The sequence below is a fragment of the Nocardia flavorosea NBRC 108225 genome (genome assembly GCF_001613385.1).
Classification (GTDB): domain Bacteria; phylum Actinomycetota; class Actinomycetes; order Mycobacteriales; family Mycobacteriaceae; genus Nocardia; species Nocardia flavorosea.
In genome coordinates this window covers 26,330-40,429 of record NZ_BDCG01000021.1, presented here as the reverse complement: position 1 = coordinate 40,429, position 14,100 = coordinate 26,330, and the positions used below count along the sequence as shown (strand labels likewise).

The 14,100-nt window shown below is 63.3% G+C and carries 16 protein-coding genes and 1 pseudogene; 8 read left to right on the top strand and 9 right to left on the bottom strand.

The genetic code is table 11. The features are described 5' to 3' along the window. The first annotated feature begins 17 nt into the window (after positions 1–17). Positions 18–986 carry an L-histidine N(alpha)-methyltransferase gene (locus NFL01S_RS26830; RefSeq protein WP_062979097.1) on the top strand — a complete coding sequence of 323 codons (969 nt, stop codon included), beginning with the start codon at positions 18–20 and terminating at the stop codon, positions 984–986. Between the two features lie 458 nt (positions 987–1,444). Here NFL01S_RS26830 and NFL01S_RS26825 read toward each other — a convergent pair whose 3' ends face one another. Continuing rightward, positions 1,445–1,855 carry a hypothetical protein gene (locus NFL01S_RS26825; protein WP_062979096.1) on the bottom strand — a complete coding sequence of 137 codons (411 nt, stop codon included), beginning with the start codon at positions 1,853–1,855 and terminating at the stop codon, positions 1,445–1,447. Between the two features lie 472 nt (positions 1,856–2,327). Here NFL01S_RS26825 and NFL01S_RS26820 point away from each other — a divergent pair, with 472 nt between their 5' ends. From NFL01S_RS26820 to NFL01S_RS26810, 3 genes are all read left to right on the top strand, one after another. Next, positions 2,328–2,561 (top strand): DUF397 domain-containing protein, encoded by a 234-nt coding sequence (locus NFL01S_RS26820; protein ID WP_062979095.1) that lies wholly within the window; start codon positions 2,328–2,330, stop codon positions 2,559–2,561. A gap of 90 nt (positions 2,562–2,651) precedes the next feature. Beyond that, entirely contained in the window at positions 2,652–3,518 is an 867-nt protein-coding gene (locus tag NFL01S_RS26815) for a Sco1979 family transcriptional regulator (RefSeq protein ID WP_245670902.1), read from the top strand. 197 nt (positions 3,519–3,715) lie between these two features. After that, entirely contained in the window at positions 3,716–5,023 is a 1,308-nt protein-coding gene (locus NFL01S_RS26810; protein WP_084493293.1) for a cytochrome P450, read from the top strand. A gap of 45 nt (positions 5,024–5,068) precedes the next feature. On the opposite strand, the gene NFL01S_RS26805 is transcribed toward NFL01S_RS26810, so the two are convergent. The 5 genes from NFL01S_RS26805 to NFL01S_RS26785 all read right to left on the bottom strand — a co-directional run bounded on the left by NFL01S_RS26805 (position 5,069) and on the right by NFL01S_RS26785 (position 9,226). Then, positions 5,069–5,905 carry a hypothetical protein gene (locus NFL01S_RS26805; protein ID WP_062979092.1) on the bottom strand — a complete coding sequence of 279 codons (837 nt, stop codon included), beginning with the start codon at positions 5,903–5,905 and terminating at the stop codon, positions 5,069–5,071. Continuing rightward, entirely contained in the window at positions 5,902–6,639 is a 738-nt protein-coding gene (locus NFL01S_RS26800; protein ID WP_062979091.1) for an ABC transporter ATP-binding protein, read from the bottom strand. The genes NFL01S_RS26805 and NFL01S_RS26800 overlap by 4 nt, the downstream gene beginning before the upstream one ends. Positions 6,640–6,654: 15 nt before the next feature. Then, a complete protein-coding gene (locus NFL01S_RS26795) occupies positions 6,655–7,137 on the bottom strand; it encodes an MTB12 C-terminal domain-containing protein (protein WP_063916053.1) in 483 nt (160 codons plus the stop codon). A 2-nt stretch (positions 7,138–7,139) separates the two neighbouring features. Further along, the gene (locus NFL01S_RS26790) at positions 7,140–7,952 is read right to left on the bottom strand and encodes an SAM-dependent methyltransferase (RefSeq protein WP_084493292.1); all 813 of its coding nucleotides are present in this window, start codon (positions 7,950–7,952) and stop codon (positions 7,140–7,142) included. 206 nt (positions 7,953–8,158) lie between these two features. Further along, positions 8,159–9,226 carry a hypothetical protein gene (locus tag NFL01S_RS26785; RefSeq protein ID WP_157116975.1) on the bottom strand — a complete coding sequence of 356 codons (1,068 nt, stop codon included), beginning with the start codon at positions 9,224–9,226 and terminating at the stop codon, positions 8,159–8,161. 241 nt (positions 9,227–9,467) lie between these two features. Between NFL01S_RS26785 and NFL01S_RS37155 the strand changes: the two are divergent. Further along, positions 9,468–9,593 (top strand): annotated as a pseudogene (locus tag NFL01S_RS37155) (MFS transporter); the annotation flags it as partial. Between the two features lie 71 nt (positions 9,594–9,664). Here the strand turns inward: NFL01S_RS37155 and NFL01S_RS36185 are convergent. Then, positions 9,665–9,823: a hypothetical protein gene (locus NFL01S_RS36185; protein WP_168433913.1), complete on the bottom strand. Its 159-nt coding sequence runs from the start codon at positions 9,821–9,823 to the stop codon at positions 9,665–9,667. A gap of 449 nt (positions 9,824–10,272) precedes the next feature. Between NFL01S_RS36185 and NFL01S_RS26780 the strand changes: the two genes are divergently transcribed. Next, entirely contained in the window at positions 10,273–10,980 is a 708-nt protein-coding gene (locus tag NFL01S_RS26780; RefSeq protein WP_063916062.1) for a DNA alkylation repair protein, read from the top strand. 198 nt (positions 10,981–11,178) lie between these two features. Further along, positions 11,179–11,352, top strand: a complete 174-nt coding sequence (locus tag NFL01S_RS35755; RefSeq protein ID WP_157116973.1) for a hypothetical protein — start codon at positions 11,179–11,181, stop codon at positions 11,350–11,352. Between the two features lie 34 nt (positions 11,353–11,386). Here NFL01S_RS35755 and NFL01S_RS26775 read toward each other — a convergent pair whose 3' ends face one another. Beyond that, a complete protein-coding gene (locus tag NFL01S_RS26775) occupies positions 11,387–12,850 on the bottom strand; it encodes a flavin-containing monooxygenase (RefSeq protein ID WP_245670901.1) in 1,464 nt (487 codons plus the stop codon). Between the two features lie 91 nt (positions 12,851–12,941). Here NFL01S_RS26775 and NFL01S_RS26770 point away from each other — a divergent pair, with 91 nt between their 5' ends. Then, positions 12,942–13,394, top strand: a complete 453-nt coding sequence (locus tag NFL01S_RS26770; protein WP_062979087.1) for a MerR family transcriptional regulator — start codon at positions 12,942–12,944, stop codon at positions 13,392–13,394. Between the two features lie 136 nt (positions 13,395–13,530). Here NFL01S_RS26770 and NFL01S_RS26765 read toward each other — a convergent pair whose 3' ends face one another. Beyond that, positions 13,531–14,082: a TetR/AcrR family transcriptional regulator gene (locus NFL01S_RS26765; protein WP_062979086.1), complete on the bottom strand. Its 552-nt coding sequence runs from the start codon at positions 14,080–14,082 to the stop codon at positions 13,531–13,533. Between the last annotated feature and the right edge of the window lie 18 nt (positions 14,083–14,100).

The following is a 14,100-nucleotide window of genomic DNA, read 5'->3' as shown; positions in this document are numbered from 1 at the left end:
CGGTCGACGGGATAGTGATGCGCACCCAGATTCAGCCCAAGCCCGGTTTCTACCAGCACCTGACGGCCCAGCAAGTCACCGATCTCGTCGAAAGTCTCGTCAAGCATCAAGAATTGCCTCGGCAGTACGGCTATGTCGGTACAGGCGCCCAGGATTGGGACCAGCAGGCAACCGGAGAACTATTCCTTGCCAGGACGCGCCTCCTGGACGCTAACCGGTCGTATCTGTCTGAACTGATCTCCCGCCACGAACGCTGGGACGTCATCGACCTCGGCGCCGGGAACGGGTGGCCCGCGCGGCAGATCCTGTCCTGGCTGATGGACGCAGGCCGCATGGGCCGATATGCCGCGACCGACATCAGTGCGGACATGCTGCAGATCGCCGAGCGAAATATCGGAACCTGGTTCGATGGCCAAATTCCGTACGAAGGCCATATTATCGACCTTGCGCGGCAACGGCTCACCGACCATATCGGCCACGACGGCTACACCGCGCGGCTGGTGCTGCATTTCGGCAACACGCTCTTCAATCTCCGCGACTGCGATCAGGCATTCAGGATGGTTCGCGGCAGCATGACGGCAGACGACTTCCTGATTCAGGACCGGTATATCGAGACACCGCAGGATTTTCTCGCCAGAGTAGCCGACAATGTCGACTCCGCGCCGCGGCTACCACCCACACAGAGGTTCCTCGTCGATCTACTCGGCATCAATGAGGATCTGTACACCATCGAGACCGGATATGACCCGCTGCGCGGTGAACGGTTCAAACGCATCCGCCTGACCACGAGCGCAAGTATCCATTTCGACACCGGGCCGGTTGTGGACCTCGACGAGGGAGAATCACTGCTGTTGAATCGCGATCCCATCTACAGGCCTGTTGAATTATTGGCCAAGCTCGGCGAGCACGGATTCACCACAATTCACACGTTCCAGAGCGATGACGACAAACGCCCCCTCCTGTTGACGGTCTCGGTCGCTGCGTAGTCGTCGCCGACGTCGACCTGCCATGCGGTCGTCAGCCATTGTCCCGCTGCCTGTCTGCCCAATCCGAGAACGTGAACAATGATGTGACTTACGTGAATGTAATTCATTGTCCGGCAGGATTTGACCTCTGAGTCGACACACTTTCTCAACGGCTGGACCCGGAAACGATGTGGAATATCGTGGAACCGCCGCTTCCGGAGTTCACATCCAGACCGCAGGGCGGAGGGACCACTCCCTTCTTCGACGGGTATATGCGCCGTCGGCTGCCCTGCCCTCGGTCGCACCGATCAGTGGCCGCACTACCGTGAGAGCGACTCATCGGACGGGCACGTCAGCGTCACACGATGGCCCGGGCTCGGGGTACCGTCCGACTGACGGACGACGACCGGCCGCAGATCGGTTACACGATTCTGCTCGGTACCCTGGTCCGTGAAACTCCGACTACACGCGAGAGCTGGTCACACCATGCCTCCGTTCCGCCGGGCACTGCACGCCGGGCAGATTGTGGTTGCACTCGACGAATCGTCCTCGTGCGGGATCGAATCGACGATCTCGTGACCACCGTAGTACCGCCGGCACAGCGGGCAGGGCAGCCAGAAGTAGCCGTGGCTCTTCGCGTGGCGTTCGTGGATTCCACGTGGCAGATACGGCCACAGCGACGCCGGGTCGTACCTGCTGCGTGCGAACGGGACCTTCAACCCACGCCGCTCGTACACTGCCGCGTACTCCGGAGGGGTCTCGCGCAGAGGCCTGATTACCCCGTAGTCGACGTTTGTGCATTCGAAGAGGTCCGGATCTGCGCAGCCTTCCGGTTCGTTATCGCCCTCCGCGGCGCCTTCGAACGTCTCGGATCGGCTCGAACTGTCCATCCTGTCCTCATTTCTCGCCGGATCGGCGACGGCATCTCTCGGTCCACGCGCTTGCGCCGCGATAACGGCGGACGCGAGTCGAATCAACCGTCGGAGAGCCACCTTTCGACCGTACGCGAGCGCGGGCAAGGGTCCGCTCGCGGCGGAAAGTACGCCGGTGTGTGACTGTCGCGGTGAGAGTACTACTCGAACGGTCGAGAGGCGACGTTCATTGCCGCGCATTACGTGGTCATCCTCCAGCACGAGAACCGTCCAACAGAACGTCTTGGGGGCCTGCCGCACGGATAGGTGACACTGCCCCCCTTGCGGCAGCCCCCCGATGCCCGGAGGGTGAACGGGACACGTTTCGCTCGCCGACTGAAGGGCGCGGTGACTTTGCGTTCGAACTATCACATAATCGTGCAGTTGCACGATTATGTGAGTGTACGGTGGGTCGCGAGTCTCGTTCATCGACACGAAAAGCGAGGGTGTCATGTCCGATCCCGCCGCCGAGCCGCCAGCAGATACGAGTGGAATCGCCTGGCGCAAAAGCTCTTACAGCGGACCGAACGGCAATTGCGTCGAGCTTGCTCAGATATCCGGCGACCACGTCGGGATCCGCAACTCCCGAGACCTCCACGGTTCCGTGCTGACGTGCACGCGCGCCGAGTTCGCGGCCCTGCTGTGCGATATCAAAGCCGGCCGCTTCGACAGCCTCATACTGTAAGGTGTTGCGGTGGCGGAACTATGAGGGGCTGAGGATTCTGAATACAGGTAAGTCGATTCGATGACGGCCAGAGCCGAACGCGAAGGTGCTGTGACGGCCCGAGCTGCTGTCGACCGCGGTCCCACCGTCCTGCGGATCGCGCTCGGGGGGCAGCTACGGAAGCTGCGCGAGGAACGCAAGATCAGCCGGGAGACCGCTGCCGAGGCACTGCGCGCAACCGGATCCAAGATCACCCGAATCGAATTGGGGCGCAACGGGCTCAAGGTACGCGATTTGAGCGACCTGCTCACGCTCTATGGCGTGCACGATCCCGACGAGCGCGAGGACTTCCTTGCGCTGGCCCGTCAAGCGAACGAGCCGGGCTGGTGGCATCGCTATAGCGATCTGCTGCCTTCCTGGTTCGAGACGTACGTCGGTCTCGAACAGGCCGCCGCCACCATTCGCCTCTACGAAACCCACTACATCCCCGGACTTTTCCAGACTGCCGACTACGCCCGCTACATCTTCGGTCTCGATTCCCGGGTGGATGTCTCTCGTCTGGTCGATATGCGGATGCAGCGCCAGCGCGTACTCACCCGCACACCGACTCCGCCCACCGTGTGGGCGGTCATCGATGAAAACGTGCTGCGCAGGCAGCCTCCGGATCGGCACGTGGCCCGCGGTCAGCTGCAGCACCTGCTCGAGCTGACCGAGCGGACCAATATCGTCATCCAGGTACTCCCGGAATCTGCCGGCCCCACGCCGGCCGAAGGCGGCTCCTTCAGCATGCTGCGCTTCCCCGAAGAAGAACTGCCCGACATCGTCTATCTCGAACAACTCACCAGCGCGCTGTATCTCGACAAGGCAGCCGACCTGCAGCGATATCGCAAACTGATGGACGTCCTGTGCGCGGGTTACGCCCTGCCTCCCGGAAGGACCCCCATAATCCTCCGGGAGCTTCTCGATAGGGTCGGCTAGCGCCACGCGGGGCGCGGTCCTATCTCCGGAGTGTGACGTCCCGCCTTGCGGGACAGACGATTCGCTCGTCAACTCGCCGCCGCATGAGTCCGGGCTGAGGTAACGTGTGGGGCGACTGAAGGTGTCAGCGATCCGATCTGATCCTCCGAAGTCCTCGGCCTCGAGCAGGCCGAAAGAAGGGGCAAGACAGAGTGGACATGCGCGAGGTCCCGCGTGGGCCGGGCCGTTTGCCTGTGGTAGGGCACGGCTGGGAAATGTGGCGCGATCCGGTACAATTCATGACGGGTCTGGCCCGCGTGGGAAAAATCGTACGTGTCGACATCGTCAGCCGTGTTGTCTATGTCATCACCGATTTCGAACTACTCCATAAGGTGTTGGTCGAGAACTCCGACGCCTACGAGCGAGGACTCCTCTTCGAGCGCATCCGTCTCATATTCAGGGAATCGCTGATTGTGGCGGATGGTGAGCAGCACCGGGATCTTCGTCGTCTGCTGCAGCCGGCGTTCCATCGAACAGAGTTGGACAGCTACGCGCACACGATGAAGCGGAACGCGGACGCGTTGGCGAGCTCGTGGCGGCCGGGCCAGAACATCGAGGCTCGTTCGGCCATGTTGGAAGTGGTGATCGCCAACGTACTCGAGTGCATGTTCTCGCACGAACCCGATACCGGGGAGCTGCGATTCATTTCGGGTCTGGTCGAGGACATAGGCGCCGGCGCCCTCGTAGGCAGTGTGCTGCCCGAGAAGCTGGCGAGCCTGCCGTTGCCGGTGAACCGCAAATTCCTGTCTGCCGGAACACAACTGCGGAAGTACTGTCAGGATCTGATCGCCGCCCGCCGGGCCGGTGGTGGCCGCCGCAACGACCTGCTCGATATCCTGCTGGATGCCTCGGCAGACGAACACCACAGCGACGAGTTCCTGGCAGCGCAGGCCGTGACGGTACTTTTCGGCGGTATCGACCCCTCGACCACCACGCTGACGTGGGCTCTGTACGAGTTGTCACAGCGCCCGGAAATGGCTTCGACTCTCCGGCAGGAGGTCTCCGGAGCGGGCGAGCTCGCCCCGCGGGACCTCGGTCAACTCGACTATCTGAACCGTTTCCTGAACGAGGTCGTGCGGGTCCATTCACCACTACTGCAAACGAGACGCACCGTCACCGCGGTCGATCTCGACGGCTTCACATTTCCGGCTGGGACCGATATCGGCTACAGCCTTGCCGCTGTTCACCGGAACCCGGACATTTTCGCAGAGCCGGACACTTTCGACCCCGATCGGTGGTCGGACTCGAGTTCTGGGTCGAAATCCCGGTGCTTCGTTCCGTTCAGCATGGGCAATCAGATGTGTATCGGCAACAATTTCGCGTGGATGGCATTGCAGACGACGCTGCACAGTGTGTTGTCGAAGTGGGAGTTTCATCCGATCGGCACCGGGAAGCTTCCCCGAGCGATGGGCCCGATCCCGGGGATCGGAAAGCTTCCGCTCGAGGTTCGTCCGGTCTCCGGGTAATCCCGCGTCCGAAAACCGCGACGACCTCGCATCCGGCACCTTGGATCAGGTGCGGGATTTGGTGAACGTCGCTCGGCGATACATCGAGATCCTGTGCATGAGGGCGGGTATCACCGCCGTGGTGACGAAGAGGGCGACCGAGACGAGGACGAAGTACAGCAGCGACCCGTCGCGGCCGAAACGGGGGACGAAGGCGACTTCCTGGCCGGTTGCGGCGACAGCGTTGAGAAACGGGGCGTAGGACTGCAAGGTGTACCCGTGCGGCAGCAGATTCATGGAAATCTCTGCTACATGGACCCAGAACAGGAGGACCGCGACGGCAGCGGACGGGGTACGAATGAACGACCCGACCGCGACACCCACACCGCACGCGGCGAACGCGTAGCTCGGGACGGTCCAGAGGAACCGGATACCGGCTGGGTCCCCGATGTCCACGGCCCCATAGATTTGGGGGAACTGGTGTGGCAGCGTGACCATCACGACGACGAGCACGACGACTGTCGATACCGCCGCGATGGCTCCGTAGTAGAACCACCGGGCCAACGCGACAGTCCAGGACCGGGGAAACAGGAAGGCGTTGAGATCGCTTGTCTCACCGCGCCATTGCGAGGCGTGGGCGTATGCGGCGGTGACGGCCATGACCGATACGGACAAGGTGATCACCCAGTACACCGAGTTGGTTGTGGAAACCGTGGCCACATAGCTCTGGCCGGGTAGGTCCGCGAGTCGTTCTGCGACAGCGGCGATTCCGAACGTGACGGACAGCGGCAGCAGAAAGGTGAGGGGTACCGCGGCGGTCCACAGGAAACTGCGCCCGGTGGTGCGGGTCCATTCGGCGGCGACGCCGCGGCGGATGAGGGTGGCCGGACCGGGACTGTTCATTGGGCCGCGCCGGACGTGGTGTCGATGGGCAGGCCGGCGATTCGCAGATAGGCGTCTTCGAGGCTCGTCTCGCCAGGGCCCAAGGTGTTCATGAGCTGAGCAAACGGCTCGTCGGCCAGAACGCGCCGGTTTCCGAGGATGACGATATGGTCGGCGTTGCGTTCGACCTCGTCGAGCAGATGCGTGGCAACCAGGACACAGGTCCCGGTATCGGCGAGGTCGCGCAGCAGTTCGCGGAGCCAGCGGATGCCCGCGATATCGAGGCCGTTGAGCGGCTCGTCGAGCAACAGGGTTCGGGGCTCGGAGAGTAAGGCGGCGGCGATGCCGACACGTTGGAGCATACCGAGCGAGTAGTGCCCCAATCGGCGATCGGCGACCCGGGCGAGCTCGACGATCTCCAGGACATCGCCGACCCGCCCGGTGGGAAGTCCACGGGCGCGGGCGATCCAGCGCAGATGCCGGCGCGCCGTGTGGCGTGGGTCGAAGGCTCGGTAGTTGAGATGCAGTCCGAGAGTTGCCGGTGTGGTGTGGTGGTCCCGGATAAGGACGCCGTCGACCCGGACAGTGCCGGCGGCGGGCGCGATCACACCGCAGATACTCCGCAGCAGTGTGGTCTTGCCGGTGCCGTTGAGGCCGATCAGGTAGGTCAGTGTCCCGTCGGCCACGGTCAATTCGGGGACTTCGAGGACGCTGACGCCCGAGTAGCTCAGGATAAGGTCACGGATGTCGATCACGGGGCTCGAAGATTGTCAGAAATCGCAGGCCATCGCCAGTCCCACGGCCTTCACGCCCTCACACACGGAACTGTTGGACAGCTTCCAGACACCATCGATACGCTTCCAGACCACGCGCGCGACCAGATCCGGTTGCCCCGCTGTCTTGCTGCGCAGCATGGCGGTGTGCACGTCACCGTCGTGGGTTTCGGGACCGGTGATCTCGTTCGATCCGCGCGGAGCTCGGTACAGACCGATGTTGTAGAGGGTGCGGGCAACCACGACCGCCCTCATGCCGCCTTCCATATTGGCCGCCTTGGCCTCATCGGAGGCAGGCGTTTCGATCAGGAACGCGACCTGCGCGTCGAGATCGGCAAGGGTGGGGACCTTTCGGGTGATGAGGAACTCGCCGGGAGCCGCGGAGGCGACAGGGGCATGGACCACGGCAGCGGCGGTCGTGATCGTGACGACCGTGGCGACCGTCGACAGGACGCCGGCGACAATGGTGCGAATCTTCATTTTCATCTCCTGAGGCCGATGGCTCCGAGCATGATCATCCGGGTGTCCGGCAGGTCGGGGCGGAGCCATTGCTGTACCGGCACCACGCCGGGTTCGAGCAATTCGAAGCCGGCGAGCAAGGCCCCTGTCTGCGCTGCGGACCGAAAAGCGACCTGGGCCGATGTGGCGTCGGTGCCGGAGAGCACCTGGAGTATCTCCGGGCTGGACTCACTGGAGCCGTGGGTGATCGCGATATAACTGCCCGGCGCCATCCGCTCACGAAAGGCGGCAATGATCTCGGCGGGATGTTCATCGTCCATCACGTAATGCAACACACTGACGAGCGTGACGGCCACAGGCTCATCGAGGTCGATCAGGTTGTGTTCGACCAACTGATCGAGGACGTCGTGGGGCCGGCGAACGTCTCCCAGCAGTGCCGCGACACCGGGAGATCGGGCCAGCAGCGCTTCGCAATGCGCGACTGCGACCTGGTCGTAGTCGACATACACCACGCGCGCCGACGGCTCGATCTCCCGAGCCACCTCGTGCACATTGGGCGAGTGCGGGATACCGGAGCCGAGATCGATGAACTGGCGGATACCGGCCTCGGCGGCCATTGCGACCGCTCTGTGCATGAAACTCCGAGTGAACCAGGCCAACGTCTTGAGTTCGGGTGTGCTGGACAACATTTGATGGGCAACGTCTTGGTCGGCTTCGTAGTTGTCTTTTCCGCCCAACAGGTAGTTGTACACCCGGGCGGAAGTCAGCTGTTCGGTGTCGAACGGGCGCGGTATTCGGTTGCCCTCCGGCACAGTCTCTTCGACTCCTTCGGCCACGGGCGTAATCGTATCCGAAGGCTGCTTGATGTGTGCGTTCCTGCGGGAGATCGCCTGTTATCGAACATGTGCCGCGATCCGTGCACCACCGATGCCGGTACGAGCCTGTCTGTGGAGGCCCGAACGTTGCCAGGCGCGGGAGTCGGCTCCGAGGCGGCTCGGACCGACTACGACGGGCGGCCGCGGTCGCGGTGACCATCGGCCGTTTACGGATCGGTTTCGGCCAAGGCGACTGCGTGTGCCACTGCGGACCGCGCCCGGTCGACGGTGTCATATCGGCCCAGACCACATGGGGCCGCGACATCCACCAGGCCGCCGTAGGCCGACTCCGCCACCGTCAAACTCTGCCGTGCTTGAGTAAGCGGCTGCGTCGGATGTGCAAGGCCGGCGACAAGACGGGTAGCGGCAGGCAATTCGAGGCGTGCCAGGGGCCCGTAGTACCGCGGCCGCACCGGCGCCTGTGTGCCGTCACCGATGGGAAGGTGAACGAATTCGAGATGTCTTCCCGCAGGCCAGTATCGGGCTATCGCGTTGGCCAGCGTGACTACCGGGGCCGTCGATCTCGGCGCCACGACCGGTTTGTCGCCGAGGCTCCCGTAGCAAAGGTGCACTCCGAAACGGGCATCATGGGGCGCCCGTGCGACGAGGCGTGCGATCGCCCGGCCTGCCGCGGCGGCCACGGCCTGCCGCAGGACCGCAGGTGCGTGCCCGCAGAGGAGCGTCTCCGCGGGCAGTTCGAGTTGGAATACGACGTTGTCCCGCAACGTCTCATGGATTCGGTTGATCTCCCTGACGGTGGCGTCGAAGATCGGGCGGTAATAGGGGAAGCTTCGGTCTCCGCGGCGGGCCGAGCGCCGACGCAACACGAGCATCCGTGCCTCGAAGGCGATGAAGCCGATGACGAACGGCGTCGGAATACCCACCTGTAAGCGTAGTCCGGGATCGGTTCGACGCATATCGGCCAATGCCACGGTGGCACGCCCGGCCTCCTCCGCGTAGCCGAGCGCGGTGTCGATATCCGCTTCGCCCAGCGACCGGCCCGCCCGGAGCCGGAAGGTGTTGCGGGAACGCAGCGTCGACCAATCACCGCGGCGCACCGGCGCCAGCGCCGGGATGCTGTCGAGCCGGTCGATGATGGGTCTGATGTACCACTGGGCACGATAGGGATCCGCTTCACCGCCGGGAACCGTGCCGTCCAGGAACTCACCGGCCGTGTCGACGGCGAACGCCATTGCCTTTGCCGGACTGTCCAACTGTGCGGGCAAGCTACCCACGAAGTGAACCCTACGCTTCGGTTGCACGCCGCCAGTGTCGCACATGGTGATCTCGGTGCGTTCCGTAATGGGAACGGCTTTCGCTCGGCAGTCGAAGATCGCCAGAACTTCCGTGCCGCAGCCCATATCAGCGAGTTCGGTCCGCAAGGGGATCAATTTCAGGTGGCGGCAAGCCGGTGCCCGAGCTGCCGGTCCGGGTTGGTCTGTTCGACGACGACGTCAGACATTCGGTTCGTGAGATGTGAGCGAGCTCTCGGACAGCTCGTTCTCGGTCGATTCCCCCCCAGCAGGGCGCCGCCGAGTGCTGGCAGTGCGGTGCCTGACCCAGATATCGAGCTGGGGCATCCTCTATTACGCCTTCCCGGTGTCGCCCGCGGCAGGGCGTCTACCGCTGCCGCGGGCGCGGTTTGCACATCAATCCCGCCGTAACCCGGGTGTCTATTCGGCGGCGGCCGGCGCGCAGCCCGCCACCGCCGATTCCGCCGCCTTGGGCGCGTGCTCTGCGCTGCCGGTGCCGCAGCACGCCTGCACCGCCTCGCCGTCGTCCTTCCCGGCGCACGTCGATTCGGCGCCGAAGTGCTCGGTATCGGCCAGCACGGTGCAGACCTCCCACCGCTAGGAGTTCGGGCTGGTCACCCGCCCCCTGTCCTGTGTGGCAAAGCAACACGTGCACGGCCGCCGATGCGGCGCTCGCCGTCCTACGACCTCGCGAAAACTTCGATCGATCGCCGCACTCGCTGCCGATCCCGCCTGCTCTCGCTGGAACGTCCGGTCACTGTCGGACGGGTAACTGGCTCACGTATGGTTTACGAGTATCGACGGATTCCGCCCGGGCGGCCGGTGTCATGTTCGCGAGGTCCAGGACGCAGGTAGCCCGCAGATGCCAGAGGCTACCGGTAAACGGCCGAGGACCGAACAGTGTAGAGCCAGTCCGGCCGCTACCACCGGAGAGTTCGACACCGGTGCCGTGCGCCGCGGCCGCATACTCAGAGTTTCCTCGGGGTCGGGGACAACCGTGTCAGCCACGAGTGAAGGGAATCATCTGCATGACCACCCCCCACGTTCAGATCCGTGATGGCCTGGAATCCGTACGAAGTGTGCCCGAAAAAAACAAAATCACCCGTCGCCTCCCCTCGGACAGCGGAGTCGAAGCGATCGGCGTCCGAATGAAGGACGTTTTCGACATTGCCAAGGCATGGACGGATGTGGGCCTGGGCCATATCCCCGAATTGCTCGCGAGTTCATGGTACGAGATTCGCATGGTCGGCGTGGCTGTTCTCGATTTCAAAGCACGCCGCCGGTCTTTGACCGATGATGAGCGACGTCAGCTATACGAGATGTACCTGCACAATCACGAGTACATCAACATGTGGGACCTTGTCGACAGGGCGGCCCCGCGGGTGATCGGCTGGTATCTGCTGGACAAATCACGTCGGCCGCTGTTCGACCTGGCGCGCTCTACCGAAGCGATCGAACGGCGTACCGCGATAACCGCATCCTTCTGGCTCATCCGGCAAGGAGATATCGACGACCCACTGGCACTGGCAGAACTGCTTGTGGACGACACCTCCGAACTGGTCACCAAACCCGTCGGAACAGCGCTTCGCGAGGTCGGCAAGATAGATCAGCAACGCCTACTGAACTTCCTGGCAGCCAATCAGGGACGGATGAACCGGCCTGCCCTGCGTCTCGCAACATCCTTGCTCTCGGATGCCGCACGCGCATCCGTGCAGGACGGCCACACATCGACATAGGGCCCTCGGAGGATTCCGTCACTACCGTGATGTTCCCGAGGCGCTACCGGTAGCCGGACCTCCCCGACTCTCGCAGGATTTACCGCTTGGGCGTATCTCGGGATGTGGGCTCAACGCCCGAAATCGTCCGGTCACAACGAGCACAGCGATCACCGTGGACAGTGCGATCCAGCTCGGCCAGCTCCCGGGGATCGATGTGTGAAATTCGGTCTCCCGGCGAAGGAACAGTCATGGACTCTCGAGAACGGCCGGCTCGAGCTGGTTGCCCGCTGCGGTGGATTCGCCAACTGTGACGCTCGTTTCCGAGTCGAGGTGCCGGCGACGTTGACGGTCCTGCGCAGCGGGCAACCGACGGACCTGCGTGGTGGATAGCCGGGCCCGCGGGAGGGCGGGCACCGGGTACGGGTTACCCAGGCGCTATGACGGATTGCGCGGCGCCCGAACGCATCACGTAGTCGATATGAACATGGCGTGCAATGAATCGGCCGTTCTCGACATTGGCCGAGATGGACGTCGGAGCAAGCGAATCCCCGTCCGGTAGCCCTGCATAATACAGACCGGGTATCGCTCCGAGAATGCCCTTGTCCTGGATAGGCACGCCGCGCGTGTCGAGTGCCCGCTCCGGCAGGATCCGATAGTCAGGCCCGAATCCGGTACACCAGATGATCGTCGTAATGTTGTGCTCCGCGAGATTTATCCGGTCACCGAAGTCGGAAATGTTCTCCATGTTCACTGCGGGCTTCGGATACTGTTCCGGGGCTACGAAGCCTCGCTTGCGCAGTCCCGAATCGATGGTGTGCAGGACCGCTCGAACGGAACTCGCACTGGCCTCGGCGACCGCGACCACATTGTCCTGCAAACCGAGAACCAGGCCGTTCGCGTCACGTACGGACCCGATGAGAACGACTCCCTTGTCGGCCAGCGTACCGAGATTGAGGTCGTCCACGCCGTCCTTCACGGCGATCACCGGTAAACCGGGCAGTCGCGGGGTATCTCCGTTGTCGGCCTTCCCGGAATCGACTGTGACGTAATCGTCGTACATGGAGAAGATGTACATCCACTCGCCTATGTTGCGGCCGCGATAGTAGCGAGGAAAGACCCGGTGACGTCCGACGGACAGGACAACGCGCCGCCCGGCATCCGCCAGTTCGTCGGCGATCTGCTGCCCGCTTATCCCCGCCCCGACCACGAGGACGGACCCGTTCGGCAAAGACTCGGGGTTGCGGTATCGATGCGAGTGGAGCTGTTCGATGGAAGCGTCGATACGCGCCGCGAAGGCAGGTATTCGAGGTTTGGCGTAACCACCCACCGCCGCCACCACATTCCGTGATTCGATTACCCCGCCGCCGGACAGATGGGTGCGGAACCGCACATCGTCACTGTCGGAGGCATGCGGCCGGCATTCGACCTCCCGTACGGTCGTGTGCTCCCGCACCCGCAGTTTGCGCTCAGCCACGTAGCGACGCAGGTGAGCGGCCAACTCCGGCCCTGTCAGGAAACCGTCGGGGTCGTCACCGTCATATTCCCAGCCGGGAAACCGAACCGATCGATTCCCGCTTCCGATGAGCAAGCTGTCCCAGCGTTCATGAGCCCAAGCCTGCCCGATTTCACCCTTTTCCAGTACAAGCGCTTCGCGGCCGAGATCCTGCAAGGCAGCGGCAACTCCGCATCCTTGTTGTCCCGCACCGATGACCACGGTCTCCGAGTAGTCGTTTTCCACAAAGATCACCCTTGGTTGGTCGAAAAACTTCGTATACGGGGCGGGCGTGCCGTGCAGCCCGAGCCCTGGCCGATACCTCGTGCCCAGAACCTCTCCCCACCTGTCTGTTCGCGCGTTCCGGCGTATCCATACACCGGCCGGCGACCGCACCCTCCCTCCACTCCGAGCTATTAGGATTGCCTAACTGGAGCATCTGAAGTCGGCTGGAGATCAAGGCCCACAACGACGCAAAGCAGGTGAGATGGGTAACACTGAAAAGGCATGCAGCACTTCGGGCGACGACGGTTTGATCGGGATCGGTGCGGCTGCTCACCGATTCGGTCTCGCCGAATCGGCATTGCGCTACTGGGAGCACTGTGGACTGATTCGCCCGGCGCAATTACGGTCGCGGTGGCGCCTGTACGGCCCTGAGGAACTGCACCGGATCGGGTTGATTCAGCTGTGGCGCTACACCGGGCTGATGAGCATCGAGGACATCACCAAGGTGCTCACGACGGACAATTACGGTTGGCGAGCAGCCGTCCTGGAAAGACTCGACGCGATCGAGCAGGAGCAACAACGTCTGGCTGCCGCGAAAGCGCATTTGAGACAGTTGCTCGACTGCCCGGACAGCAATCCCGCCGAAGACTGTCCTGAGTTACGCAAGATGACTGCCGCCCGAGCAGTCTCGGATCACCCGGTAAACCGCCGGTAGCAACGGCCGGGCCCGGTGAGCGCGACGAGGGCGTCGTAGGGCCGAAAGCGTCCGAGCCTGTCACCGACGGCCAGGTCGGGACGGCCGTGAGTCGATTCGGTTATCCATAGTTCGGCAAGGAAATCTACGGGCCGGTTCAGCTGTCCCGAGGAGCCAGCAGCCCTCGGCAGAGCTGAGTCAGCGCGTCGAGCATGCGCTTCTCATCGCCGGGCTTGTGCGCGATATGGTCGGTCGCTCCGTGCATCGCCGAGTAGAGGATCACTGCTGTCGCCAGTGGGTCGGCCGGTGGCGGCTGCAACTCCGCAAGCAGCTGAGTCAGCGTTTCGACGGGCGGGTTCGGCGCTTCCCGATCGTAGGTCGCCGGGTGGAACAGGACATCGTGCAATCTGATTTCGCGTAGGTACTCGCCTACTCCTGCATGCATCCACGCCTCGATGCCGGCAACCCCGGCAACTCGCCGGGCCGATGCGAGCTGAGAGTCGGCGAAGCGGCGTACATAGCGATCGCGCAGGGCGTTGAGCAGGTCCGCCTTATTGGAGAAGTGCAGGTAGAAAGTACCTTTGGCGACTCCGGCGTTAACCGTGACGTCGTCGATGGTGAATGCGTCCACGCCCTTGGTCACCAGCAGTTGTTCCGCCGCGTCCAGTAGCTCACCACGCCGCTGAGCCGGCGGTTTCGTCCGGGTCACAGTCGCTCCCTTCGCCGG

Bases quoted from the DNA above. Each gene is read 5' to 3' on its own strand.
- NFL01S_RS26830 (WP_062979097.1), top strand. From the start codon at position 18: ATGCGCACCCAGATTCAGCCCAAGCCCGGTTTCTACCAGCACCTGACG.
- NFL01S_RS26795 (WP_063916053.1), bottom strand. From the start codon at position 7,137: ATGAAGATTCGCACCATTGTCGCCGGCGTCCTGTCGACGGTCGCCACG.
- NFL01S_RS26780 (WP_063916062.1), top strand. From the start codon at position 10,273: ATGACCACCCCCCACGTTCAGATCCGTGATGGCCTGGAATCCGTACGA.
- NFL01S_RS26805 (WP_062979092.1), bottom strand. From the start codon at position 5,905: ATGAACAGTCCCGGTCCGGCCACCCTCATCCGCCGCGGCGTCGCCGCC.
- NFL01S_RS26825 (WP_062979096.1), bottom strand. From the start codon at position 1,855: ATGGACAGTTCGAGCCGATCCGAGACGTTCGAAGGCGCCGCGGAGGGC.
- NFL01S_RS26810 (WP_084493293.1), top strand. From the start codon at position 3,716: ATGCGCGAGGTCCCGCGTGGGCCGGGCCGTTTGCCTGTGGTAGGGCAC.
- NFL01S_RS26820 (WP_062979095.1), top strand. From the start codon at position 2,328: ATGTCCGATCCCGCCGCCGAGCCGCCAGCAGATACGAGTGGAATCGCC.
- NFL01S_RS26770 (WP_062979087.1), top strand. From the start codon at position 12,942: ATGGGTAACACTGAAAAGGCATGCAGCACTTCGGGCGACGACGGTTTG.